Genomic DNA, 22761 nt, shown 5'->3' with positions numbered 1-22761 from the left:
ATGGGGTACGAAGAGGTCTATCGCCGGTCGATCGACGAACCGGAAGCCTTCTGGGGCGAGGAGGCGCGGGCCATCCATTGGCATGTGCCGCCGCAGCAGGTGCTCGACTATTCGCGGCCGCCGTTCCGGCGCTGGTTCGTCGGCGGCCGGACCAATCTCTGCTACAACGCCGTTGATCGCCACATCGAAGCGCGCGCGGATCAGTTGGCGCTGGTGGCCGTGTCCACCGAAACCGGGACGACCCGCGAGATCACCTATCGCGAGCTGCATCGCGAGGTGAATGCCTTCGCCGCCATTCTCCTGCGCCTGGGTGTGGGCCATGGCGACCGGGTGGTCATCTACATGCCGAACATGGCCGAGGCGGTGTTCGCGATGCTCGCCTGCGCGCGCATCGGTGCGATCCACTCGGTGGTGTTCGGCGGTTTCGCCGCGCACAACCTGGCGCTGCGCATCGATGATGCCCAACCCAAATTGCTGATCACCGCCGACGCCGGCATGCGCGGCGGCAAGGTCATTCCGTACAAGCCGCTGGTCGACGAGGCCTGCGCCAAATCCAACACGCCACCACCGAAACTACTGATCGTGTCGCGCGGGCTGGATCCGGCCGAGCCGAAAGTGGCCGGACGCGACGAGGACTACGCGACGCTGCGCGCGGCGGTCGGCGACGCGCGGGTGGACGTGACGTGGCTGGAATCCAACGAGCCCAGCTATCTGCTGTACACCTCCGGCACCACCGGCAAGCCCAAGGGCGTGCAGCGTGACGTCGGCGGTTACGCGGTCGCGCTGGCGCTGTCGATGCGCACCGTGTTCGACGTCGCGCCGGGGCAGGTGATGTTCTCCACCTCCGACGTGGGCTGGGCGGTCGGCCATTCGTACAACGTGTATGGACCGCTGATCGTGGGCGCCACGTCACTGCTGTACGAGGGCCTGCCATTCCATCCGGACGCCGGCATCTGGTGGTCGCTGTGCGAGAAGTACGGCGTACGCACCATGTTCTCTTCGCCGACCGCGATCCGCGTGTTGAAGAAGCATGACGTCGATTTCATCCGCCGGCATGATCTGTCGAAGCTGGAATACCTGTTCCTGGCCGGCGAACCGCTGGACGAGCCGACGGCGCACTGGATCAACGACGCGCTGGGCAAGCCGGTCATCGACAATTATTGGCAGACCGAGACCGGCTGGCCCGCGCTGACGCTGTTGCCGGGCCTGGACATGAAGCCGGTGAGGTTCGGGTCGCCAGGTTTCCCCAATCTCGGCTATCGCATGAAGGTGATCGACGAAGGGACGGGCGCGGAAGTCGGACCCGGCGAGAAGGGCGTGCTGGTCATGCAGCCGCCGCTGCCACCGGGCTGCATGACCACCATCTGGAACGATGATGCCCGCTTTCTGTCCAGCTACTTCAGCCACTTCAAGGAACTGCTGTACAGCTCGCTGGACTGGGCCATCCGCGACGAGCAGGGCTACACCTTCATCCTCGGTCGCACCGACGACGTGATCAACGTCGCCGGCCATCGCCTGGGCACACGCGAGATCGAGGAATCGGTCTCCGGTTTCCCCGCCGTGGCCGAAGCCGCGGTGATCGGTGTCAGCGATGAATTGAAGGGGCAGGTGCCGGTGGTGTTCGCGACGCTGCGGCAGGCGACCGAGGAACCGCATGCGCGCGTGCACGCCGCGGAAGGCATGCGCCGCACCGTGGAGCAGAGCCTGGGCGCGGTGGCGCGACCCGCGCGCGTCTACATCGTCAATGCATTGCCCAAGACGCGTTCCGGCAAGCTGTTGCGGCGTTCGCTGCAGGCGCTGGCGCAGGGCGCGGATCCCGGTGATCTGTCCACGCTGGATGACCCGAACGCGCTGGAGGAAGTGAAGAAGGCGCTGCAGCGCGGGCCGGAAGCCGGCAGCTGATGCCGGTTCACTTCACTCCGCCGGTGGCGGCGGCACGCCCGCGTAACTGGCGCGGGGGCGGATCAGTCGCCCCTGCGCCTGCTGTTCCAGTGCATGCGCGAGCCAGCCGGCCAGCCGTGCCGCCGCGAACATCACCAGCGCTGGTGCGGCGGGCAGGGCATTGGCGTGGCAGATGGCCGCGAGGGTGAAATCGACGTTGGGGCGCAGCCCGTTGATGTCCTCGGTGGCGCTGATCACCGCTTCCATCCGCCGCATCACCGGCGTATCGGCATGCCGGTGGCGCAGGTATGCCAGCAGTTCGGTGGCGCGGGGATCGCCGTGCGGATACAGCGCATGGCCGAAGCCGGGCAGATCCTCGCCCTGCTGCCAGCGCGCGGCGATGAAATCGCGCGGCGAGTCCGCCGAGCAGGCGGCTTCTATCAGCGAATAGGCGCGCGCGGTGGCACCGCCATGACGCGGGCCGGACAGCGCCGCCAGGCCGCTGCAGACGGTGGCGTGCAGGTGCGCGCCGGTCGAGGCGACCACGCGCGCGGCGAATGCGGAGACATTGAGTTCGTGTTCGGCACACAACACCAGCGCCGCGCGCACGATATCGGCGAAGCCTTCATCGCCGGGTTTCCACGTTTCCGCCAGCAACCGATGGACCGGCCCCGCGGATGGCGGACGCGCCACCAGCAACGCGGCGTTGTGACGCAGCAGGGTGGCCGCGATTTCGTGGCGGACCAGGGCGGTGGCGCCCACGGGCTGGCGCACGTCCAGCGCCAGCAGCGGAATCGCCGACATCGCGCGCGCCAGCGGCGGCAGGCCGGCGTCGCCGGCGATGGGGGCGACGTGCGGGGGCCAGCGTGTTTCCAGCGACGCCGCAAACGGATCCTGGTCGCCGCAGTCCCATAGCAGCCGCGCCGCGTCCTCCAGGGTGGCGCCGTCGCGCACCGCGGCGACCGCCGAACGCCCGCGGTAGTAAGGGCCTTCCGGCCGGATCAGCGAGATCCGGGTCTCCAGCACCGGCAGCCCGCGATCCAGGCTCTGCGCCGCGCCACGGGCGGCGCCGCGGCCGGCGCGCTTGCGCTGGGCCAGCCGGTCCACGTCCCGGCGCAGGTACAGCCGGCTGCGATGATCGGGGCCGGGCCGCGATTCGATCAGGCCGCGGCTGACGTAGGCGTACAAGGTGGCCTGGCTGATGCCGAGCAGGCGGCAGGTGTCCTGGGCGGAGAGCAGATCGGTGTCCATGGCCAATAGATTGATTGATGTGATCAAGATTGATCAACCCGAGTGATGGTGCCAGATTGTGCGCCGCCGGTGCGCGTACCCTTCGTGCACCCCCGGCCCGCTCCGCCGAGGAACGGGTGCCATCCGCTTCCGCAGGAGACATGCATGAGCAACGCATCCGCCGGCGCGCGCTTCCGAGCCGCGATCGCCGAGGAATCCCCGCTGCAGGTGATGGGCGCCATCACCGCCTACGCCGGCCTGATGGCCCGCCGCGTCGGCTACAAGGCGCTGTACCTGTCCGGTGGCGGTGTGGCCGCCAACTCGCTGGGCATGCCCGATTTGGGCATCAGCACGATGGAAGACGTCCTGACCGACGCGCGCCGCATCGTCGACGCCACCGGCCTGCCGCTGCTGGTCGACATCGACACCGGGTGGGGCGGCGCGTTCAACATCGCGCGCACCATCCGTTCGTTCGAGCGCGTCGGCGTGGCCGCCGTACACATGGAGGACCAGGTCGGCCAGAAGCGCTGCGGCCATCGTCCCGGCAAGGAAGTGGTGCCGAAGGAGGAAATGGTCGATCGGGTCAAGGCCGCGGTGGACGCGCGTGGCGACGACGGCTTCGTGATCATGGCGCGCACCGACGCCGCCGCCGTCGAGGGTATCGATTCGGCGATCGAACGCGCGGTCGCCTACGTCGAGGCCGGCGCGGACATGATCTTCCCGGAAGCGATGAAAACGCTGGACGATTACCGTCGCTTCAAGGATGCGGTGAAAGTACCGATCCTGGCCAACCTGACCGAGTTCGGTTCCACTCCGTTCTTCACCGTCGACGAACTGCGTACCGCCGGCGTGGACATCGCCCTGTATTGCTGCGGCGCCTATCGCGCCATGAACAAGGCGGCGCTGAACTTCTACGAAACCGTGCGCCGCGAGGGCACCCAGAAGAACATCATCGATACCCTGCAGTCGCGCGCGGATCTGTACGACTACCTGGGCTACCACGCCTACGAAGACAAACTCGACGCCCTGTTCGCGAAGAAGGGCGACGCCTGACATCACCCGGAGGACGGGCGATTCCGTTCCCGGTCATTCCAGCGTGGCGGACAGATTCCGCCCGCACCGCCAAACCATCGGGAGGCAGCAATGAGTGAACCCACCCCAGTCACCGGCTTCAAGCCGAAGAAATCCGTCGCCCTGAGCGGCACCGCCGCCGGCAACACCGCGCTGTGCACGGTCGGCCGCAGCGGCAACGATCTGCATTACCGCGGTTACGACATCCTCGACATCGCCACCACCAGCGAATTCGAGGAAGTCGCCTGCCTGCTGGTCCACGGCAAGCTGCCCAACCGTGCCGAACTGGCCGGCTACAAGGCCAAGCTGAAGTCGCTGCGAGGCATTCCCGCCTCGGTCAAGACCGCGCTGGAACAACTGCCGCCATCGGCGCATCCGATGGACGTGATGCGCACCGGTGTCTCGGTGCTCGGCTGCGTCTCGCCGGAGAAGGACGACCACAACCATCCGGGCGCGCGCGACATCGCCGACAAGCTGATGGCCTCGCTGGGTTCGATGCTGCTGTACTGGTACCACTACAGCCACAACGGCAAGCGCATCGACGTGGAGACCGACGACGACTCGATCGGCGGCCACTTCCTGCACCTGCTGCACGGCGAGAAGCCGCGCGACTCGTGGGTACGCGCGATGCACACCTCGCTGATCCTGTACGCCGAGCACGAGTTCAACGCCTCGACCTTCACCGCGCGTGTCATCGCCGGCACCGGCAGCGACATGCATTCGTGCATCACCGGCGCCATCGGCGCGCTGCGCGGGCCCAAGCATGGCGGCGCCAACGAGGTCGCGTTCGAGGTGCAGAAGCGCTACGAGACGCCGGACGAGGCCGAGGCCGACATCAAGGCACGGGTCGAGCGCAAGGAAGTGGTCATCGGCTTCGGCCACCCGGTCTATACCGTCGGCGATCCGCGCAACGACGTGATCAAGCAGGTGGCCAGGGATCTGTCCGAGGAACAGCAGAGCACCAAGATGTATGCCATCGCCGAGCGCCTGGAAGCGGTCATGTGGGACATCAAGAAGATGTTCCCCAACCTGGACTGGTTCAGCGCGGTGAGCTACCACATGATGGGCGTGCCGACCGCGATGTTCACCCCGCTGTTCGTGATCGCCCGCACCAGCGGATGGAGCGCGCACGTGATCGAGCAGCGCATCGACGGCAAGATCATCCGTCCCAGCGCCAACTACACCGGCCCCGAGAACCTGGCGTTCGTACCGATCGACCAGCGTTGACGCCACGGGGCGCCCCGTTTGCTTCCGCAGGAGGCAGGCGAGGGCGCCCATCGATGGCCCGAAATTCCGACCGCCGCAAAGCCACGCCGACGCGAAGCCATGAACATCGAATACCGCAAAGCCCTGCCGGGCACCTCACTGGACTACTTCGACGCGCGCGCCGCGGTCGATGCGATCTCGCCCGGCGCCTACGACCGGCTGCCGTACACCTCGCGTGTACTGGCGGAAAACCTGGTACGCCGCTGCGAGCCCGCAACCCTGGTCGATTCGCTCAAGCAGTTGATCGAACGCCGCCGCGATCTGGATTTTCCGTGGTTCCCGGCGCGCGTGGTCTGCCACGACATCCTCGGCCAGACCGCTCTGGTCGACCTGGCCGGCCTGCGTGACGCCATCGCCGACAAGGGCGGGGATCCGGCCAAGGTCAATCCGGTGGTGCCGGTGCAGCTGATCGTGGATCACTCGCTGGCGGTGGAATGCGGCGGCTACGATCCGGATGCGTTCGCCAGGAACCGCGCCATCGAGGATCGCCGCAACGAGGATCGCTTCCACTTCATCGACTGGACCAAGCAGGCGTTCCGCAACGTCGATGTGATTCCGCCGGGCAACGGTATCATGCACCAGATCAATCTGGAGAAGATGTCGCCGGTGATCCAGGTGCGCGATGGCGTGGCTTTCCCCGATACCTGCGTCGGCACCGACAGCCATACGCCGCACGTCGACGCGCTTGGCGTGATCGCCATCGGCGTCGGCGGACTGGAAGCGGAGAACGTGATGCTGGGGCGCGCGTCGTGGATGCGCCTGCCCGATATCGTGGGCGTCGAGCTGAGCGGGCGGCCGCAGCCGGGCATCACCGCCACCGACGTGGTGCTGGCGCTGACCGAGTTCCTGCGCAAACAGAAGGTCGTGGGCGCCTATCTGGAATTCCGCGGCGAAGGCGCCGCGGCGCTGACGCTGGGTGATCGCGCGACCATTTCCAACATGGCGCCGGAGTACGGCGCCACCGCGGCGATGTTCTTCATCGATGCGCAGACCATCGACTACCTCACCCTGACCGGCCGCGATGAAGCGCAGGTCAGGCTGGTCGAAACCTACGCGAAGGCCGCCGGCCTGTGGGCCGACAGCCTGAAGGACGCCGAGTACGAGCGCGTCCTGCGTTTCGATCTGTCCAGCGTGGTGCGCAACATGGCCGGCCCGTCCAATCCGCATGCGCGGGTGGCGACCGCCGATCTGGCCGAGCGCGGCATCGCGGTGGGCCTGGAGCAGGCGCGGGCGCAGGAGGTGCAGGGCCTGATGCCGGATGGCGCGGTGATCATCGCGGCCATCACCAGCTGCACCAACACCAGCAATCCGCGCAATGTCATCGCCGCCGCGTTGCTGGCGCGCAACGCCAACCGCGCGGGCCTGGCGCGCAAGCCGTGGGTGAAGTCCTCGCTGGCGCCCGGATCCAAGGCGGTCGCGCTGTACCTGGACGAAGCCGGGTTGACGCCCGAACTGGAGAAGCTGGGCTTCGGCATCGTCGCCTTCGCCTGCACCACCTGCAACGGCATGTCCGGCGCGCTGGATCCGGCGATCCAGCAGGAAATCATCGATCGCGATCTGTATGCGACGGCGGTGCTCTCGGGCAACCGCAACTTCGACGGACGCATCCATCCCTACGCCAAGCAGGCCTTCCTTGCCTCGCCGCCGCTGGTGGTGGCCTACGCGATCGCCGGCACCATCCGCTTCGATATCGAAAAGGACGTGCTGGGCGTGTACCAGGGACGCGAGATCCGCCTGAAAGACATCTGGCCGAGCGACGCGGAAATCGACGCGGTGGTGCGCGCGGCGGTAAAGCCGGAGCAGTTCCGCCGGGTCTACAACCCCATGTTCAACGTGCGGGTGGAAAACGGCGAGCGGGTGAGCCCGCTGTACGACTGGCGTCCGATGAGCACCTACATCCGCCGTCCTCCCTACTGGGAAGGCGCGCTGGCCGGCGAGCGCACCCTGCGCGGCATGCGCCCGCTGGCGGTGCTGCCGGACAACATCACCACCGATCACCTGTCGCCCTCCAATGCGATCCTGCTGAACAGCGCGGCGGGCGAGTACCTGGCAAAGATGGGCCTGCCGGAAGAGGACTTCAATTCCTACGCCACCCATCGCGGCGATCACCTCACCGCGCAGCGCGCGACATTCGCCAATCCGAAGCTGTTCAACGAGATGGTGCGCAGCCCTGACGGGGGCGTGAAGCAGGGCTCGCTGGCGCGGGTCGAGCCGGAGGGCAAGGTGATGCGCATGTGGGAGGCCATCGAGACCTACATGGAGCGCAAGCAGCCGTTGATCATCATCGCCGGCGCCGACTACGGACAGGGCTCGTCGCGCGACTGGGCGGCCAAGGGCGTGCGCCTGGCGGGCGTCGAGGCGATTGTCGCCGAGGGTTTCGAGCGTATCCATCGCACCAACCTGATCGGCATGGGCGTGTTGCCGCTGGAGTTCCAGCCCGGCGCCACCCGGCTGACCCTGGGCATCGACGGCACCGAGACCTTCGACGTGATCGGCGAGCGCCGTCCGCGCGCGACGCTGACCCTGGTGATCCATCGCCGCGATGGCGAGCGCATCGAGGTACCGGTGACCTGCCGCCTGGACAGCGACGAGGAAGTCTCGATCTACGAGGCCGGCGGCGTGCTGCAGCGCTTCGCCCAGGACTTCCTGGAGTCGGCGCAGGCGGCGTGACGCCGTCTTGCGTCAACCGCGCTAGATTGGGCGGACCATCCCCGAGGCCATGACCATGTCGAACGAGACCGGAACCGTCCGCCTGCACCGCGTCCTGCGCGCGCCACCCGAGCGCGTCTACCGCGCATTCCTGGATCCGGAGGCGATGGTGAAGTGGCTGCCGCCGCATGGCTTCACCGGCAAGGTCCACCACATCGACCCGGTGGTCGGCGGTACCTACCGGATGTCGTTCACCAACTTCGGCACCGGCTCCAGCCATGCCTTCGGCGGCACCTATCGCGAACTGGTGCCGGGTGAGCGCATCCGCTACGACGATCAATTCGAAAACCCGGCACTGCCGGGCACCATGCAGGTCAGCATGTCGCTCAAGGCGGTGGCCTGCGGCACCGAGATAAGCATCGTCCAGGAAGGCATTCCCGCGATGATTCCCGTGGAGTTCTGCTACCTCGGCTGGCAGGAGTCGTTGACCCTGCTGGCCAACGTGGTCGAACCCCAGATTCCCGACAACCCCTGACCGAACATCGAGACGTCCATGCCGCACGCGCTCCAGATCCGAATCCCAGCCACCTACATGCGCGGGGGCACCAGCAAGGGCGTGTTCTTCCGCCTGCAGGATCTGCCCGAGCCCGCGCGCGTACCGGGCGCGGCGCGCGATGCGCTGATGCTGCGGGTGATCGGCAGCCCGGATCCCTATGGCAAGCAGATCGACGGCATGGGCGGAGCGACTTCCAGCACCAGCAAGACGGTGATCCTGGCGAAGAGCGAGCGGCCGGATCACGATGTCGATTACCTGTTCGGCCAGGTGTCCATCGACAGCACCTTCGTCGACTGGAGCGGCAATTGCGGCAACCTGTCGGCGGCGGTGGGATCGTTCGCGATCGCGGGCGGGTTGATCGATGCCGTGCGCATCCCGCAGGACGGCATCTGCACGGTGCGCATCTGGCAGTCGAACATCGGCAAGACCATCGTGGCGCATGTGCCTATCACCGATGGCGAGGTGCAGGAAACCGGTGATTTCGAACTGGATGGCGTGACCTTCCCGGCGGCGGAGGTGCAACTGGAGTTCCTCGATCCGGCCGACGAGGGTGAAGGCGAGGGCGGTGGCGCGATGTTTCCGACCGGCAATCGGGTCGATGAACTGGAGGTGCCGGGTGTCGGTACCTTTCCGGCCACGCTGATCAATGCCGGCATCCCGACCATCTTCGTCAATGCCGCCGACATCGGCTACACGGGTGCGGAACTGCAGGACGCCATCAATGGCGATCCGGAGGCGCTCGCGATGTTCGAGACCATCCGCGCGCACGGCGCGGTGCGGATGGGGCTGATGGGCGATGTGTCGGAGGCCGCGCGCCGCCAGCACACGCCGAAGGTGGCGTTCGTGGCGCCGGCGAAGGACTACGTCACTTCCAGCGGCAAGCGGGTGGCCGCGGGCGATGTCGATCTGCTGGTGCGCGCGATGTCGATGGGCAAGCTGCACCACGCGATGATGGGCACGGCCGCGGTCGCCATCGGCACCGCCGCGGCGGTGCCGGGCACCCTGGTCAATCTCGCCGCCGGCGGCGGCGAACGCAGCGGGGTGCGCTTCGGCCATCCCTCGGGCACCTTGCGGGTGGGCGCGGAGGCGACGCGGGAAAATGGCGAATGGAAGGTCGCCAAGGCCATCATGAGCCGCAGCGCCCGCATCCTGATGGAAGGTTGGGTGCGCGTTCCCGGCGGCACGTTCTGATCGGGGACAGGCCTCTCGGGTATCCGGAAAACAAAAGGGCGGGCCTTGGCCCGCCCTTTTGTCTGTTTCAGTGCAGGCCTTCGGCCTTGAGCGCGGCCTGCACGCCCGGATCGGCCTCCATCCGCTGGCGGAACGCCGCCAGATTGTCGAGACCCGCGAGATCCACGCCGACATTGCCCGCCCAACGCAGGGTGATGTAGAGGTAGGGATCGGCGAAGCTGCGGAAACCCGCCAGCCACAGACGACCTTCCAGCCGCTGGTTGGCGCTTTCGAACAGGCCGCGCAGGCGCTTGCGCGCGGCGGCCTTGATGGCATCGAATTCGGATTCGTCGGCGATGAACTTGCCCGGCGCGAACAGCGGCGTGAACGCCGGATGCACATCCGAGTTGACGAAGGACAGCCAGCGCGCCGCTTCAGCGCGCTGCTGCGGAGAACCGTCGCCGCCGAGTCCGGCCTGCGGGAAGCTGTCGGCGATGTAACCCATGATCGCGGCGTTCTGGGTCAGGACGAAGTCGCCGTCGACGATGGCCGGTACCGCGCCGGTCGGATTGATCGCCAGGTACTCCGGCGCCTTCATCTCCGCGGCGGTCATCACCTTCACTTCGAAGGGCTGGCCGGTCCATTGCAGGGCGATATGGTCGGCGGTGGAACAGGCGCCGGGCTTGCTGTACAGCTTCATGGGTGGACTCCTGGTACAAAAAAGCGATCCGGGAACTCTCCCAGACCCGCCCGGAGTCCACAAGGTCGCCGGTGTAACGGACCGTCACGGACGGCCCGCTTGCCGGAATGCGGGGAATCGCGCCGGCGGCCGGCGCTCGGGGATTTACGAGCGCGGCGGCTGCGGCTTGAGCGACTGCACGCGCAGGAACGTGTGATCGCCGATGGTGGCCACGCGGTAGGCGTTGCGCCAGCTCGGGTTGGCGATCTGGTGGGCCATGAAGTGGCTGGCGCCGGGCACGATTTCCTTGCGCTGGCCGGGTGGCAGGGCCCAGTTGCGCTCGGCGTTCAGGGCCACGTTGACCGACTTGGCCCAGGCGTCCGCGTTCTGCAGGCGGGTGCCGGGGGCGACGATGGTCGGGGCGAACTGCTTGCGGGCGGTCACCACTTCACAGACCGAATCACCCCACAGGCCGCTGTCGCGGCGGCGCAGGGCGACCTCGGCGACGGCTTGCTGGCCGCGCAGGGTCTGGTCGCGGGCTTCCAGGTATACGGTGGTACTCAGGCACAACGAATCGGCGGCCGGCTGCGGCAACATCTGCGACAGCCAGAGAATCCAGGCCAGTTTCATGGGAACTCCTTGCTCCGTCTTTGCCGGGTCCCGGCCATTCCGATCCATTGGAAGTGGCGGGGGAGGGACGCGGCAGGGCGTCATGGGGAGGCAGCCTTCACACGGGCTGCCCGGGGTCCCGGCTGAATGGATGAGGGCGCCGGGGCGGCCTGCCGGAACTGGGGGGCGGGCCGAAAAAGTTGGCGCAAGGTACGGGCGAAAAACGGAACCCGCCCTGAACACGCCGGGTTGACAGCTCTACTAAGTATTTGATTGGAAATGCTTGTTGGTGAAAACCGCGTCAAGGTCGAGGCGGCTTCGCAGCGGTGTTGCCGGACCGCCTGGTCGGATCGAAAACACGCGGAAAAGCGCGGGGAAACCCGCGCATTGGAGCCTGTGGGGCGCGGCTCGCGCGCATGATTTTGTGATGGCCGTCATCATGCGCGGCGGGCCGCGGGCCTCGCCGTCCGTCGTTTCGGCGGCTTGCAGCGACTTCAGAGTGTCGCGGCCAGCCGGCTGCCCTGGGCGATGGCGCGCTTGGCGTCGAGTTCGGCGGCCACGTCGGCGCCGCCGATCAGATGCGGGGTGCGGCCGGCGGCCAGCAACGCCGCCTGCAGGTCCCGACGCGGTTCCTGGCCGGCGCAGATGACCACGTGATCCACCGGCAGCACCTGTTCGGCACCGTCCACGCGGATGCGCAGTCCGGCGTCATCCACGCCCAGGTACTCGACCCCGCCCAGCATCTTCACCTGCCTGGCCTTGAGCGTCGCCCGATGAACCCAGCCGCTGGTCTTGCCCAGCCGCGCGCCCGGCTTGCCGGCGCTGCGCTGGAGCAGCCAGACCTCGCGGGCCGGCGGCTCGGGCTGCGGGCGGGCCAGGCTGCCGCGGCCCTCGAAGGTCGCGTCCACGCCCCACTCGGCCATCCAGCGCGCCGGATCCAGGCTGGGCGAGGGGCCTTCCTGGACCAGGAACTCGGCCACGTCGAAACCGATGCCGCCGGCACCGATCAGCGCCGCGCGGGTGCCGACGGTGACCCGGCCGGACAGCACATCGGCATAGCTGACCACCTTGGGATGGTCGGCGCCGGGGAAATCGACCCTGCGCGGGGTGATGCCGGTCGCCAGCACCACTTCATCGAAGCCGGCCAGCAGCGCCGCGTCCGCATGCGTGGAGAGCTTCAGATCGACGCCGGTTTCCCCCAGCCGGTGGCGGAAGTAGCGCAGGGTCTCGTGGAATTCTTCCTTGCCGGGAATCCGCTTGGCGAAATTGAACTGCCCGCCGATCTCCGCTTCGGCGTCGAACAGGGTGACCCGGTGCCCGCGTTCGGCGGCCACGGTCGCGCAGGCCAGGCCGGCCGGCCCGGCCCCGACCACGGCGACGTGCTTGGCGGCGAAGGTCTTTGGATAGGTCAGTTCGGTTTCGGCGCAGGCGCGCGGATTGACCAGGCAACTGGCGGTCTTGTTCTCGAACACGTGATCCAGGCAGGCCTGATTGCAGGCGATGCAGGTGTTGATGGCGTGGGCGCGACCGGCGCGCGCCTTTTCCGGCCATTGCGGATCGGCCAGCAGCGGCCGCGCCAGCGACACCATGTCGGCCTTGCCGGCCGCGAGGATGCCTTCGGCCACCTCCGGCATGTTGATGCGATTGGTCGCCACCAGCGGCACCGACACGTGCGGCTTGAGCTTGGCGGTGACATCGACGAAGGCCGCGCGCGGTACCGAGGTGACGATGGTCGGCACCCGCGCTTCGTGCCAGCCGATGCCGGAATTGATGATCGTCGCGCCGGCTGCCTCCACCGCCCGCGCCTGGGCGACGATCTCGTCCCACTGGTTGCCGTCCTCCACCAGGTCCAGCAGCGACAGCCGGTAAATGATGATGAAGTCGGGTCCGCAGGCCTCGCGGACGCGGCGGACGATCTCGACCGCGAAGCGCATGCGCTTCTCCGGCGTGCCACCCCAGGCATCGTTGCGGCGATTGGTACGCGGCGCGGTGAACTCGTTGATCAGATAGCCTTCCGAACCCATCACCTCGACACCGTCGTAGCCCGCGTCGCGGGCACGCCGGGCGGCGGCAGCATAGGCGTTGATCTGCGACTGCACGGCGCGCGCGGACATCGCCCGCGGCGTGAACGGATTGATCGGCGCTTTCAGCTTCGACGGCGCCACCGAGAGCGGGTGGTAGGCGTAACGGCCGGCATGCAGCAGCTGCAGGCAGATCAGCGCGCCGTGCTCGTGCGCGGCCCGGGTGACGAACTTGTGCGGGCGCACTTCCCACGGCCAGGACAACTTGCCGCCGAACGGCTTCAGCCAGCCCACCAGGTTGGGCGAGAAGCCGCCGGTCACCATCAGGCCCACGCCGCCGGCGGCGCGCTCGGCGAAGTAGGCCGCCAGCCGCGGGAAGTCGCGGGCGCGATCCTCCAGGCCGGTATGCATCGAACCCATCAGGATGCGGTTGCGGACCCGGGTGAATCCCAGGTCCAGCGGGGTGAACAGATGCGGATAGTGCCCGGCGGGGGCGGGAGTGGCGGCGGCGCTGGACGGCATGCGGGCGATGGATACGCTAGCGTATGGAGACGACACGATGCCCCGGCCGGGACGTTGGCGCAAGTGCTGGCGGGGCGCGGCGGCGTGGACGGTAGCACGGCACAGAACGCGCCCGCTTGGCAAGAGTTGTCCCGTCCGTCCGGCTCGGGGACCATAGGGGACCAAGGCTTTCGGGACGTCATGGACGCCGCAACACCTCCCCTGCACGACTACCTGCGCGACGGCATCGCCGCCGCGGATCTGCCGGACCTCCACCCCCTGCTCGCCGCCCGCGATCAACTGCGGGCCTTCTCGACCCTGTTCCACGGGGGCGAGGAGAACGTCATGGTGCGCCTGCTGGTACTGCGCACGATCGGCGAACGCGGGCAGGCGCCGGACTGGACCCCGCAGGAGTTGCGCGATCAGTTCGCGTACCTGGATCCGGTCAAGTTCGACACCGTGCTGGGACGCCTGCGCGAGAACGGCCTGCTGCTGTGGGAGGCACACAGCCAGCGCTACCGCATCAGTCCGGTCGGGCGCCAGGCGCTGGCGGCGATCGGCATGCTGCTGCAGTTCAACCGCGAAGGCGACGAACTGGCCTATGTCACCGCGCAACTGGCCGCGGGCCAGGCGGTCGGGCGGGTCGGCGCCGACGATCTGCAGCATCTGTTGTCGCGGTTGAACGAATTGCGCGAGGACTTCGATCAGGCCGTGATCAGCGGTTCGGAACACCGCATCCAGCGCGCCGCCGATACCCTGCAGTCGGTATGGCAATGGGTGGAGAAGGGCACCGAATTGATCCGCGACATCGCCGCCGATGGCGATCTGGATACCGCGACCCATCGGGTGGCCCAGCAGATCGGCCGCGCGCAGAGCGCGCTGCTGCGCCAGGCGTCGGTGTTCCAGCGCGCGCTGAACCAGCTGGATCGCCATCGCGTGCACCTGGGCGCGAGCGGCCTGTCCTCCTCGGACGTCAATCGCTTCCTGCGCGCCCGCGACATCGATGCGCTGGCCGCACTGGCCGACGACGTGCTGGTGCGCACGCCGATGCCGGCCTTCGTGCTCGGGCCGATCGCGCTGGACGTGGCCGAGTACGAACTGGTCGAGCGCGAACGCGAAGGCCAGGAAAGCACCGCGCTGCCGCCGGCGCAGCAGGCGCCCAGCGACACCCAGGCCCCGGTCGCGCAGAACGACTACGCCCACGCCGAGCAATGGCTGGATCAGCTCAGCGGCCTCGACCAGGAAGCGCCGCTGGCCGACTGGGTTCCGCAGGAGAGCTTCGCGCTCAGTGCGTACCGGCTGTCGCTGCTCGGCCTGATCGGCGACGCCGGCGCGGAGAACCGGCAGGGCGTGAGCGCCTCGCTGGCGCAGTTGCCGATGCAGTGGCGGGTCGAACCGGTGTTCGAGGACGTGCAGCGCGCCGGCGTGGCCTACATGAGCCGCGGCCGGTTGCTGCCGCAATCCGCGCCGACGCCGGCCGCCCCCGTCGCCACTCGCAAGCAAGACAAGCAAGACAAACCGAAGAAACGGAAGACCCAGACCGCATGAGTGACCCCATCGCTTCCCTGATCGCACGGCTGCTGGCCGAGCGCTGGCTGCCGCGCGAGGACCGCGCCGTGCGCCAGGTCCTGGTCGACGCCGAATTGCGCGACGATCTCGATCGCCGTCTTGCCGCCGCCGGCCTGCGCCTGCTCGAACATCCCTACGCCGCGCATGTCGCGGTGGGCGTGGCGCGCGCGCAGGAGAACGAGGTGTTCGGCAACGCCGAGGCGTGGGCGGCCAGCAACCTGTCGCTGGGCCGCGATGCGCTGGCGTTGCTGGTGGTGTTGTGGGCGCTGCTGGTGCTGCCCAAGCGCCAGCGCCAGATCGCCCGCCAGGAAGGCGAACGCGCGCAGGAACAGGAACAGATGTTCGCCGAGCTCAAGCCGGTGCCGGTGGGCGCGGACGTGCTCGATCCGCTCAACGAACGTACTTTGCTGGCCGACTTCAGCGACAAGCTGGGCGGCAAGGGACGCCTGCAGATGAACCTGGGCGCGCTGCAGCGGCAGGGCTTCATCGTCCGCCGCCGCGAACGCATCCATGAAGGACCGTTGCTGGATCTGGCCTTCGACTACGAGCGCATCGCGAGCCGGGTGATGGACGGCGCGCTGTCGCAGGTCATCGAGGAAGCGCGCCAGTCGCAGGCCGCCGCCCGTGAACGTGGCGAGGAAGCGGACATGGGCGCGCACGAGAACATGCTGGGTGAAGACGCACTGGGCGAAGACATGCAGGACGAGAACGTGCAGGACGAAGAGGTGCAGGCCGATGTTTGAGTTCCGTCAGCTGGAGGTCGTCCATTGGGATTACTGGCAGCGCTACACGCTGCCGCTGGACGCTTCCATCATCACCGTCGTCGGCCCCAACGGGTCCGGCAAGACCACCCTGCTGGACGCGCTGCGCACGCTGCTGGCGATCGACGACCGCGACATGGCGCGCGACTACAAGACCTACCTGCGCCACAACGGCAAGCCCTATGCATGGCTGCGCGCGGTGGTCAGCAATCCCGCCGACCGGCGCGGCAAGCGTGCGTTCTTCCCGCACATGGATGAGCAGGTCACGATTGCCTGCCGGGTGCGCAAGCGTGGCGGCGATTGGTCGCGTGACTACCAGATCCTGCCCGGCGACGTGCCGATCGAGACGCTGGAACAGGGCGGCGAATGGCTCGGCGTGCGTGACTACCGGGTGCGTCTGGCCGGCGCCGGCCTGAGCCGCGCCATCTGTCGCGTGCTGACCCTGGAACAGGGCGCCACCGACAAGCTCTGCCAGCTTTCGCCACGCGAGTTGCTGCAGCTGGTGTTCGACGTGTTCGAGGACAAGGCGGTGCTGGACGACTACCAGCGCGCGCGCAGCGAACAGTTCGATGTGGAAAAGGAAATCGGCCAACTCCAGCAGGGCCTGGCCGAACTCCATCTGCGGCTGGAGTCCTCGCGCGCCGACGTGCGCTCGTTCGAGGACGGCTTGTCGCTGCGGTCGCAGCGCAACCGCCTGCATACCGAGATCGTGCCGAAGGTGGAACTGGCGGATCTGCGCGCCACACTCGACGGCGCGCGACCGCGCCTGACCGGCCTGCGCCGCGCGCTGCGCGAACGCGGGCATGCGCATGCCGCGTTGCTGGCGCAGGAAGGTGGCGCGCAGGCGCAGCGCACCACTTTGCAGCAGGCGCTGGCCGAGGTGCGCGCGCGCCAGACCGAGGCCGAATCGGTCTTCACCCACGCCCGCGACCATGCACGTGACGCGGAAATGCTGGTCAAGCGCCGAGACGATCTGGATCGTTTGCAGGGCGGACGCAAGGGCGCCGACGTCAAGGCGCTGAGCCGCGAGGTCGAGGAAGGCCGCCGGCGCCAGGCCGAACTGAAACTGGAAGGACAGCGCGATCGCCAGCGCGCCGCCGAGATCACCGCCCAGGTCGCCGCGCTCAGCGGTGGTGGCCGGGTCACCGAGCCGTTCGAACGCGACTTCCGCGCGGCGCTGGACGCCAGGGGCATCGGCCACAAGGTGCTGACCGAACTGGTCGAAATCGCGGATCCGGACTGGGCGATCGCGGTGGAAGCGGTGCTGGCGCCCTATCGCCATCTGCTGGTGCTGGATGCACCGAAGGATGCCGCCGCGGCGTGGCAGCTGGGCGAACAGATGCAGTACCGCCATTTCCTGGTCGCCGATCGCGCCCCGGCCGACAAGCCGACCCGCGGCTCGCTGCTGGAAGTGGTGCGCTTTCTCGATGATCCGCCGGCGTGGCTGCCGCGCCAGCTGGATCGCATCCAGCGCGTGGAAGACGTGCAGGCCGGCCACCGCCTGCCCAAGGGCCAGGACTGGATTACCGCCAAGGGCTATCTGCGCGAACAGCGCGGCGGCCGCCATATCGGCGGCAACGCGCATCACTTCGGCGCGGGCGCCCGCCAGGCGCAACTGGCCGATCTACGCGCGGAACTGACGGCCATCCAGCAGCGCGCGCACGCGCGCGAGGAAGAACTGAGCGGATTGGGCCAGCAGGTCGACGCCAGCCAGACGCGCCTGCTCGGACTGGGCGCGGGCAACGAACTGGTGACGCGCGCGGCCGAGTTCGCCGATGCCGCCGAGCGCCTGCCGGAACTGGCCGAGGCCGCGCAGCTGGCGGCCACCGCATTGATGGACGTGCGCACCGAGCTCGATCGCCTGGCCGCCGAGGACAAGGCCGAGAGCATCGCCGCCGCCAGCCGGGCGGGGGAACTCAAGGCGCTGGCGAACGAGCTGCGCGAGCGCGAGCAGCAGATCGCGCAGGAGCGGATGGCGCTGGTCCAGCGGATTGTCGATTTCCGCCGCCGCCGCGCGCAGATGCCGGTGGAATGGCGCGGCGTGGCGGCATTGCGGGCCGCGCGCGACGAATACGAAAGTGCCAACGCGGTGCGTCGCGAGGTCGAGCGCATCGACGAGCGGCTGGCGCGCGGCGCCTATGTGGAGGACGACGGCTGCGTCGCCCTGCGAGACAAGTTCGCCGCCGATCACGCGGGACTGGAAGCGGCCATCGGCAAGCGCGAGACGCACCTGCACCGAGCGCGCAAGCTCACCGAGGAGGCGCGCGGCGCTTACATCAACGTGCTGCGCGCCACCGTCCGTCGCTACCGCAAGAACCTGGTCGCGCTGGGCGAACTGTCCGGCATCGGCGTCGACGTTGAAATGCCGGAACTGGTCAACGAGGACACCGCGCTGGCGCAGGCGGGCCTTACCGTGCGCTTCGATTTCGACCGCAAGGGCTGGATCGGCCTGGACGACGGCGAGGCGTCCGGTGGCCAGCAGGTGATGAAGTCGTTGCTGCTGCTGGTGGCGCTGCTGCGCGACGAGGAACAGCCGGGTGGATTCGTCTTCATCGACGAACCGTTCGCTCACCTGGACGTGGCGAACATCGAGAAGGTCGGCCGCTTCCTGCGCTCGACCGATGCCCAGTACATCCTGACCACGCCGATCACGCACAACGTCAATGTGTTCGAACCGTCGGATCTGGTGCTGGCGACCAGCAAGCGGCGCGCCGGCAGCAGTTGGGCCGAGCCGGTGGCGGTGCTCAAACGTGATCGCGGGCAGGACGCGGCGGCGGCCTGACCCCGCAGGGCATCAGACGGCCTGCCTGCGCAATCGCAGCAGGCCCAGTCCCAGGCCGATGAACAGCGTGCCGCTGACGCGCTGCCACCAGCGCCCGCGGCTACCGCCGAGCCAACGATGCAGACGGCGTGCGGCGGCGACGTAGCAGAGATGCGACAGCACCGTGCAGACGGCGAAAGTGAGGGTGAGCAGCAGACCCTGCCGCCACGGTGACGCCTGTGGTTGCATGAATTGAGGCAGCAGCGCGGTGAAGAACAGGATGCTCTTCGGATTGGTTGCCGCCACCAGCACGCCCTGGCCGAACAACCGCCACGCATCGCCGTTTGCCGGCGCTGGCGAAGCGCCGGCCGCGAACGGCGGCGGGCTGCGCCATTGGCGGATACCCAGATAGACCAGATAAGCCGCACCGGCGATCTTGAGCGCGGTGAACGCGGCGGACGATGCCTGCAAAAGGGCGCCCAGTCCCAGCAGCGCGGTGACCGCGACGACGAACACGCCGGTGGCATTGCCGACGGAACTGATCAGCGCCCGCCGCGCGCCCAGCACGGTGGCATTGGAGACCGCCAGCAGCACCGCCGGTCCCGGCGTGAACGCGGTGATCAACGACAGGGTACAGAACAGCCACCAGCCACCGGCGCTCACGCCGTCATTCCCAGCCGGCCAGCACGAGCTTGCCGATGGTGGCGCCCGATTCCAGCCGGCGATGCGCTTCGCGCAGGTTGGCGGCGTTGATTGGTCCCAGTGTCTCGTGATGGTTGCTGCGCAGTTCGCCTGCATCGATCAGGCTGGCGGCGCGGCTGAGCAGTCGATGCTGTTCGATCAGGTCGGGCGTCTGGAAGCGCGGGCGCGCGAACATCATTTCCCAGTGGATGCCGACCGACTTGGCCTTGTAGGGATCGCCGATGCGCAGTTCGCCCCTGGGCTCGACGATCAATCCGACGTGGCCGAGCGGAGCGATGATTTCGCCGATGGCGGCCCAGTAGCGATCGGTGTCGGCCAGGTTCAGCACGGCATCGACCTGCGCGAATCCGATCGCGACCAGCTGCGGCGCCAGGTCCTGACGGTGATCGATGACGTGATGGGCGCCGAGCGAACGGCACCATTCGATCGTCTCCGGCCGCGACGCGGTGGCGATCACGGTGAAACCGGCGCGGCGCGCCAGCTGGATCGCCATCGAACCCACGCCACCGGCGCCGGCGATGATCAGCAGGCTGCGGCGGTTGCATTCGTTGTCGATCGAATAGGGCATGCGGTGGAACAGCAATTCCCAGGCGGTGATGGTGGTCAGCGGCAGCGCCGCGGCCTGGGCGAAATCCAGGGTGGCCGGCTTGCGACCGACGATGCGCTCGTCGACCAACTGGAACTGCGCATTGCTGCCGGCGCGGGTGATGTCGCCGGCGTAGTAGACCTCGTCGCCAGGAGCGAACAGGGTGACCTGATCGCCGACCGCCTCGACCACGCCGGCGGCGTCGTAGCCGAGCACGCGCGGCGGATCTTCCTGCTGCGGCTTGGGCGAGCGCACCTTGGTGTCGACCGGGTTGACCGAGATCGCCTCCACCCGCACCAGGATGTCGTGGCCGGTGGGTTCGGGCTTGGGCAGTTCGATGTCCAGCAGCGCCTGCGGATCGTCGATGGGCAGATAGCGGGTGAGGCCGACGGCTTTCATGGGGGACTCCGGTTGTGGCGGATGGCGCGGACGGGTGGTTCAGACGGGAAGGGGGCTGCGCTCGGCGAACTGGCCGCGCCAGTAGGGATAGTACGGATACGGCGTTTCGGTCGCGCTCGCCGCGTCCAGGCGGGCGATCTGATCCGACGTGAGCTGCCAACCGACCGCGCCAAGATTCTGTTTCAGTTGCTCCTCGTTGCGCGCGCCAATCAGCACGGTCGACACGGTGGGCCGTTGCAACAGCCAGTTGATGGCGATCTGCGGAATCGCCCTGCCGGTCTCGGCGGCGATTTCATCGAGCACGTCGACGATCCGGTACAGGCGCTCGGGATCCACGGCCGGACCGATCGCGGCGGTGTCGTGTAGGCGGCTGGTTTCCGGCAGCGGCTGGTCGCGACGGATCCTGCCGGTCAGGCGCCCCCAGCCCAGCGGGCTCCAGACCACCGCGCCGACGCCCTGGTCGATGCCGAGCGGCATCAGTTCCCATTCGTAGTCGCGGCCGATCAGCGAGTAATAGGTCTGGTTGGCGACGTAGCGGCTCCAGCCGTGGCGCTCGGCGATGCCCAGCGATTTCATCAGCTGCCAGCCGGAGAAGTTGGAGACACCGAGATAACGCACCTTGCCGGCCCGGACCAGGTCGTCGAGGGTGGACAGGGTTTCCTCGATCGGCGTCATCGCATCGAAGGCATGCAACTGCAGCAGATCCAGGTAGTCGGTATCCAGCCGCTTGAGCGAGGCGTCCACCGCCTTGAGCAGGCGCAGCCGCGAGGTACCGGCGTCGTTGGCGCCGTCACCCAGGCGCAGGCCGGTCTTGCTGGACAGGATCACCTGATCGCGACGGCCGCGCAGGGCTTCGCCAAGGATGGATTCGGAGGCGCCATCGGAATAGACGTCGGCGGTGTCGAAGAAGTTGATGCCGGCCTCGATGCACAGATCGATCATCCGGCGCGCTTCGGCGACATCGGTGTTGCCCCAGGCGCTGAACAGCGGGCCCTTGCCGCCGAAGGTGCCGGCGCCGAAACCGAGGGCGGAGACTTTGAGGCCGGAGCGGCCGAGAAAACGGGTTTCCATGGGAGGTTCTCCAGAAAGGGGAAAGATGAAAGGAAGGAAGCGCGCTTCAGGCGCATTCGCCGGCGCCGAGCGCGGCGGGCGTGACGGCCTTGCGTTGCTGGCGGCGCTCCAGCGCGATGCTCCACAGCGCCACCGCGAAAGCCGACAGCGGGACCAGCGCGCCGATCCAGGTCAGCGCGGACAGGCCGGCGCCGTGGGCGATGACCAGGCCGCCCAGCCAGGCGCCCATCGCATTGCCCAGGTTGAAGGCGCCGATGTTCAGGCTGGAAGCCAGGCTCTGCGCGGCGCCGGCTTTCTGCAGCACCCACAACTGCAGCGGCGAGACCGTGGCGAACGCGGCGGCGCCGAGCAGGCCGGTGAACAGCACCATCGCCCACCGACTGTGCAGGGCGAAGCTCATCAGGCCCATCACCAACGCCAGCGCAATCAAGGTGGCGAGCAGCGCGGGCTGCAGGCGGCGGTCGGCGAAGCGGCCGCCCAGCAGGTTGCCGATGATCATGCCAACGCCGAACACCAGCAGGATGGGCGAGACCGCCGCATCGGCGAAACCGGTGACCTGGGTGAGCAGCGGCTGGATATAGGTGTAGACGGTGAACATGCCGCCGAAGCCCAGTACCGTCATCAGCAGGCCCAGCAGGACCTGCGGTTGCGCGATCGACTTCATTTCCTCGCGGAACGCGATCGGCGCGGCGTCGCCGCGATCGGCTGGCACCAGGGTGGCGATCACCAGGGTCGCGATCACGCCAATCGCGGTCACCGCCCAGAACGTGGCGCGCCAGCCGAACTGCAGACCCAGCCAGGCGCCGGCGGGGACGCCGAGCAGGGTCGCCACGGTCAGGCCGGTGAACATGATCGAGATGGCTGATGCCTTGCGATCCTCGGCGACCAGGCCGGTGGCGACCACCGCGCCGACGCCGAAGAAGGTACCGTGCGCCAGCGAGGTGATCACCCTCGCGATCATCAGCGTGGTGTAGTCCGGCGCGATCGCGCAGGCCAGGTTGCCGAGGGTGAAGATGATCATCAGCGCGACCAGTACCGCCTTGCGCGGCATCCGGCTGGTGGCCGCGGTCAGCAGCGGCGCCCCGGCGAACACGCCCAGCGCGTAGCCGGAGATCAGCAGGCCGGCGGCGGCGATGGAGACATGCAGATCGGTGGCGACCTGCATCAGCAGGCCCATGATGACGAATTCGGTGGTGCCGATACCGAACGCACCGGCGGTCAGGGCGTACAGCGCGATCGGCATGCGGGTGCGGGGAGCGGCAGCGGTCACGGGGTGGGG

At 68.1% G+C, this 22761-nt stretch carries 17 protein-coding genes; 9 read left to right on the top strand and 8 right to left on the bottom strand.

Annotation, left to right across the window (positions count from 1 at the left end):
- Positions 1 to 1902 carry a propionate--CoA ligase gene (prpE, locus tag AC3DEZ_RS18560; protein WP_488389555.1) on the top strand — a complete coding sequence of 634 codons (1902 nt, stop codon included), beginning with the start codon at positions 1 to 3 and terminating at the stop codon, positions 1900 to 1902.
- A gap of 12 nt (positions 1903 to 1914) precedes the next feature.
- On the opposite strand, the gene AC3DEZ_RS18555 is transcribed toward prpE, so the two are convergent.
- The gene (locus AC3DEZ_RS18555; protein WP_488389554.1) at positions 1915 to 3132 is read right to left on the bottom strand and encodes a citrate synthase family protein; all 1218 of its coding nucleotides are present in this window, start codon (positions 3130 to 3132) and stop codon (positions 1915 to 1917) included.
- Positions 3133 to 3276: 144 nt separating this feature from the next.
- Here AC3DEZ_RS18555 and prpB point away from each other — a divergent pair, with 144 nt between their 5' ends.
- The 5 genes from prpB to prpF all read left to right on the top strand — a co-directional run bounded on the left by prpB (position 3277) and on the right by prpF (position 9844).
- Entirely contained in the window at positions 3277 to 4164 is an 888-nt protein-coding gene (prpB, locus tag AC3DEZ_RS18550) for a methylisocitrate lyase (RefSeq protein WP_488389553.1), read from the top strand.
- A gap of 90 nt (positions 4165 to 4254) precedes the next feature.
- The gene (prpC, locus tag AC3DEZ_RS18545; protein WP_488389552.1) at positions 4255 to 5409 is read left to right on the top strand and encodes a bifunctional 2-methylcitrate synthase/citrate synthase; all 1155 of its coding nucleotides are present in this window, start codon (positions 4255 to 4257) and stop codon (positions 5407 to 5409) included.
- 99 nt (positions 5410 to 5508) lie between these two features.
- Positions 5509 to 8118, top strand: a complete 2610-nt coding sequence (gene acnD / locus AC3DEZ_RS18540; protein WP_488389551.1) for a Fe/S-dependent 2-methylisocitrate dehydratase AcnD — start codon at positions 5509 to 5511, stop codon at positions 8116 to 8118.
- 55 nt (positions 8119 to 8173) lie between these two features.
- Positions 8174 to 8632, top strand: coding sequence for an SRPBCC family protein (locus tag AC3DEZ_RS18535; RefSeq protein ID WP_488389550.1), 459 nt, complete (start codon positions 8174 to 8176; stop codon positions 8630 to 8632).
- Between the two features lie 18 nt (positions 8633 to 8650).
- Positions 8651 to 9844, top strand: a complete 1194-nt coding sequence (gene prpF / locus AC3DEZ_RS18530) for a 2-methylaconitate cis-trans isomerase PrpF (protein ID WP_488389549.1) — start codon at positions 8651 to 8653, stop codon at positions 9842 to 9844.
- Between the two features lie 67 nt (positions 9845 to 9911).
- Here prpF and AC3DEZ_RS18525 read toward each other — a convergent pair whose 3' ends face one another.
- The 3 genes from AC3DEZ_RS18525 to AC3DEZ_RS18515 form a co-directional block, all read right to left on the bottom strand.
- Positions 9912 to 10523 (bottom strand): glutathione S-transferase N-terminal domain-containing protein, encoded by a 612-nt coding sequence (locus tag AC3DEZ_RS18525; protein ID WP_488389548.1) that lies wholly within the window; start codon positions 10521 to 10523, stop codon positions 9912 to 9914.
- A gap of 144 nt (positions 10524 to 10667) precedes the next feature.
- Complete coding sequence (locus AC3DEZ_RS18520) at positions 10668 to 11132, bottom strand: cell wall hydrolase (RefSeq protein WP_454570174.1); 465 nt, start codon at positions 11130 to 11132, stop codon at positions 10668 to 10670.
- Positions 11133 to 11605: 473 nt separating this feature from the next.
- Positions 11606 to 13654: an FAD-dependent oxidoreductase gene (locus AC3DEZ_RS18515; protein WP_488389547.1), complete on the bottom strand. Its 2049-nt coding sequence runs from the start codon at positions 13652 to 13654 to the stop codon at positions 11606 to 11608.
- A 180-nt stretch (positions 13655 to 13834) separates the two neighbouring features.
- Here AC3DEZ_RS18515 and AC3DEZ_RS18510 point away from each other — a divergent pair, with 180 nt between their 5' ends.
- From AC3DEZ_RS18510 to AC3DEZ_RS18500, 3 genes are read left to right on the top strand one after another with little or no spacing between them, the layout of a single operon-like run.
- Complete coding sequence (locus AC3DEZ_RS18510; protein ID WP_488389546.1) at positions 13835 to 15181, top strand: hypothetical protein; 1347 nt, start codon at positions 13835 to 13837, stop codon at positions 15179 to 15181.
- Positions 15178 to 15945 carry a hypothetical protein gene (locus tag AC3DEZ_RS18505; RefSeq protein WP_488389545.1) on the top strand — a complete coding sequence of 256 codons (768 nt, stop codon included), beginning with the start codon at positions 15178 to 15180 and terminating at the stop codon, positions 15943 to 15945. The genes AC3DEZ_RS18510 and AC3DEZ_RS18505 overlap by 4 nt, the downstream gene beginning before the upstream one ends.
- Positions 15938 to 18745: an AAA family ATPase gene (locus AC3DEZ_RS18500; protein WP_488389544.1), complete on the top strand. Its 2808-nt coding sequence runs from the start codon at positions 15938 to 15940 to the stop codon at positions 18743 to 18745. Before AC3DEZ_RS18505 ends, AC3DEZ_RS18500 begins: the two co-directional genes overlap by 8 nt.
- Before the next feature lie 12 nt (positions 18746 to 18757).
- Here the strand turns inward: AC3DEZ_RS18500 and AC3DEZ_RS18495 are convergent, their stop codons facing one another.
- The 4 genes from AC3DEZ_RS18495 to AC3DEZ_RS18480 are packed head-to-tail and all read right to left on the bottom strand — an operon-like array spanning position 18758 to position 22725.
- Positions 18758 to 19387 (bottom strand): LysE family translocator, encoded by a 630-nt coding sequence (locus AC3DEZ_RS18495; RefSeq protein ID WP_488389543.1) that lies wholly within the window; start codon positions 19385 to 19387, stop codon positions 18758 to 18760.
- A gap of 4 nt (positions 19388 to 19391) precedes the next feature.
- A complete protein-coding gene (locus AC3DEZ_RS18490) occupies positions 19392 to 20411 on the bottom strand; it encodes a zinc-binding alcohol dehydrogenase family protein (RefSeq protein ID WP_488389542.1) in 1020 nt (339 codons plus the stop codon).
- Between the two features lie 39 nt (positions 20412 to 20450).
- The gene (locus AC3DEZ_RS18485; RefSeq protein ID WP_488389541.1) at positions 20451 to 21482 is read right to left on the bottom strand and encodes an aldo/keto reductase; all 1032 of its coding nucleotides are present in this window, start codon (positions 21480 to 21482) and stop codon (positions 20451 to 20453) included.
- A 46-nt stretch (positions 21483 to 21528) separates the two neighbouring features.
- Positions 21529 to 22725, bottom strand: a complete 1197-nt coding sequence (locus tag AC3DEZ_RS18480) for an MFS transporter (protein ID WP_488389576.1) — start codon at positions 22723 to 22725, stop codon at positions 21529 to 21531.
- Positions 22726 to 22761: the final 36 nt, after the last annotated feature.

The organism is Pseudoxanthomonas sp. 134C1 (assembly GCF_057773065.1).
Note: the sequence above shows the minus strand (reverse complement) of the source record. Positions and strands in the feature narration are given on the sequence as shown.

Bases quoted from the DNA above. Each gene is read 5' to 3' on its own strand.
- prpE (WP_488389555.1), top strand. From the start codon at position 1: ATGGGGTACGAAGAGGTCTATCGCCGGTCGATCGACGAACCGGAAGCC.
- AC3DEZ_RS18555 (WP_488389554.1), bottom strand. From the start codon at position 3,132: ATGGACACCGATCTGCTCTCCGCCCAGGACACCTGCCGCCTGCTCGGC.
- prpB (WP_488389553.1), top strand. From the start codon at position 3,277: ATGAGCAACGCATCCGCCGGCGCGCGCTTCCGAGCCGCGATCGCCGAG.
- prpC (WP_488389552.1), top strand. From the start codon at position 4,255: ATGAGTGAACCCACCCCAGTCACCGGCTTCAAGCCGAAGAAATCCGTC.
- acnD (WP_488389551.1), top strand. From the start codon at position 5,509: ATGAACATCGAATACCGCAAAGCCCTGCCGGGCACCTCACTGGACTAC.
- AC3DEZ_RS18535 (WP_488389550.1), top strand. From the start codon at position 8,174: ATGTCGAACGAGACCGGAACCGTCCGCCTGCACCGCGTCCTGCGCGCG.
- prpF (WP_488389549.1), top strand. From the start codon at position 8,651: ATGCCGCACGCGCTCCAGATCCGAATCCCAGCCACCTACATGCGCGGG.
- AC3DEZ_RS18525 (WP_488389548.1), bottom strand. From the start codon at position 10,523: ATGAAGCTGTACAGCAAGCCCGGCGCCTGTTCCACCGCCGACCATATC.
- AC3DEZ_RS18520 (WP_454570174.1), bottom strand. From the start codon at position 11,132: ATGAAACTGGCCTGGATTCTCTGGCTGTCGCAGATGTTGCCGCAGCCG.
- AC3DEZ_RS18515 (WP_488389547.1), bottom strand. From the start codon at position 13,654: ATGCCGTCCAGCGCCGCCGCCACTCCCGCCCCCGCCGGGCACTATCCG.
- AC3DEZ_RS18510 (WP_488389546.1), top strand. From the start codon at position 13,835: ATGGACGCCGCAACACCTCCCCTGCACGACTACCTGCGCGACGGCATC.
- AC3DEZ_RS18505 (WP_488389545.1), top strand. From the start codon at position 15,178: ATGAGTGACCCCATCGCTTCCCTGATCGCACGGCTGCTGGCCGAGCGC.
- AC3DEZ_RS18500 (WP_488389544.1), top strand. From the start codon at position 15,938: ATGTTTGAGTTCCGTCAGCTGGAGGTCGTCCATTGGGATTACTGGCAG.
- AC3DEZ_RS18490 (WP_488389542.1), bottom strand. From the start codon at position 20,411: ATGAAAGCCGTCGGCCTCACCCGCTATCTGCCCATCGACGATCCGCAG.
- AC3DEZ_RS18485 (WP_488389541.1), bottom strand. From the start codon at position 21,482: ATGGAAACCCGTTTTCTCGGCCGCTCCGGCCTCAAAGTCTCCGCCCTC.
- AC3DEZ_RS18480 (WP_488389576.1), bottom strand. From the start codon at position 22,725: ATGCCGATCGCGCTGTACGCCCTGACCGCCGGTGCGTTCGGTATCGGC.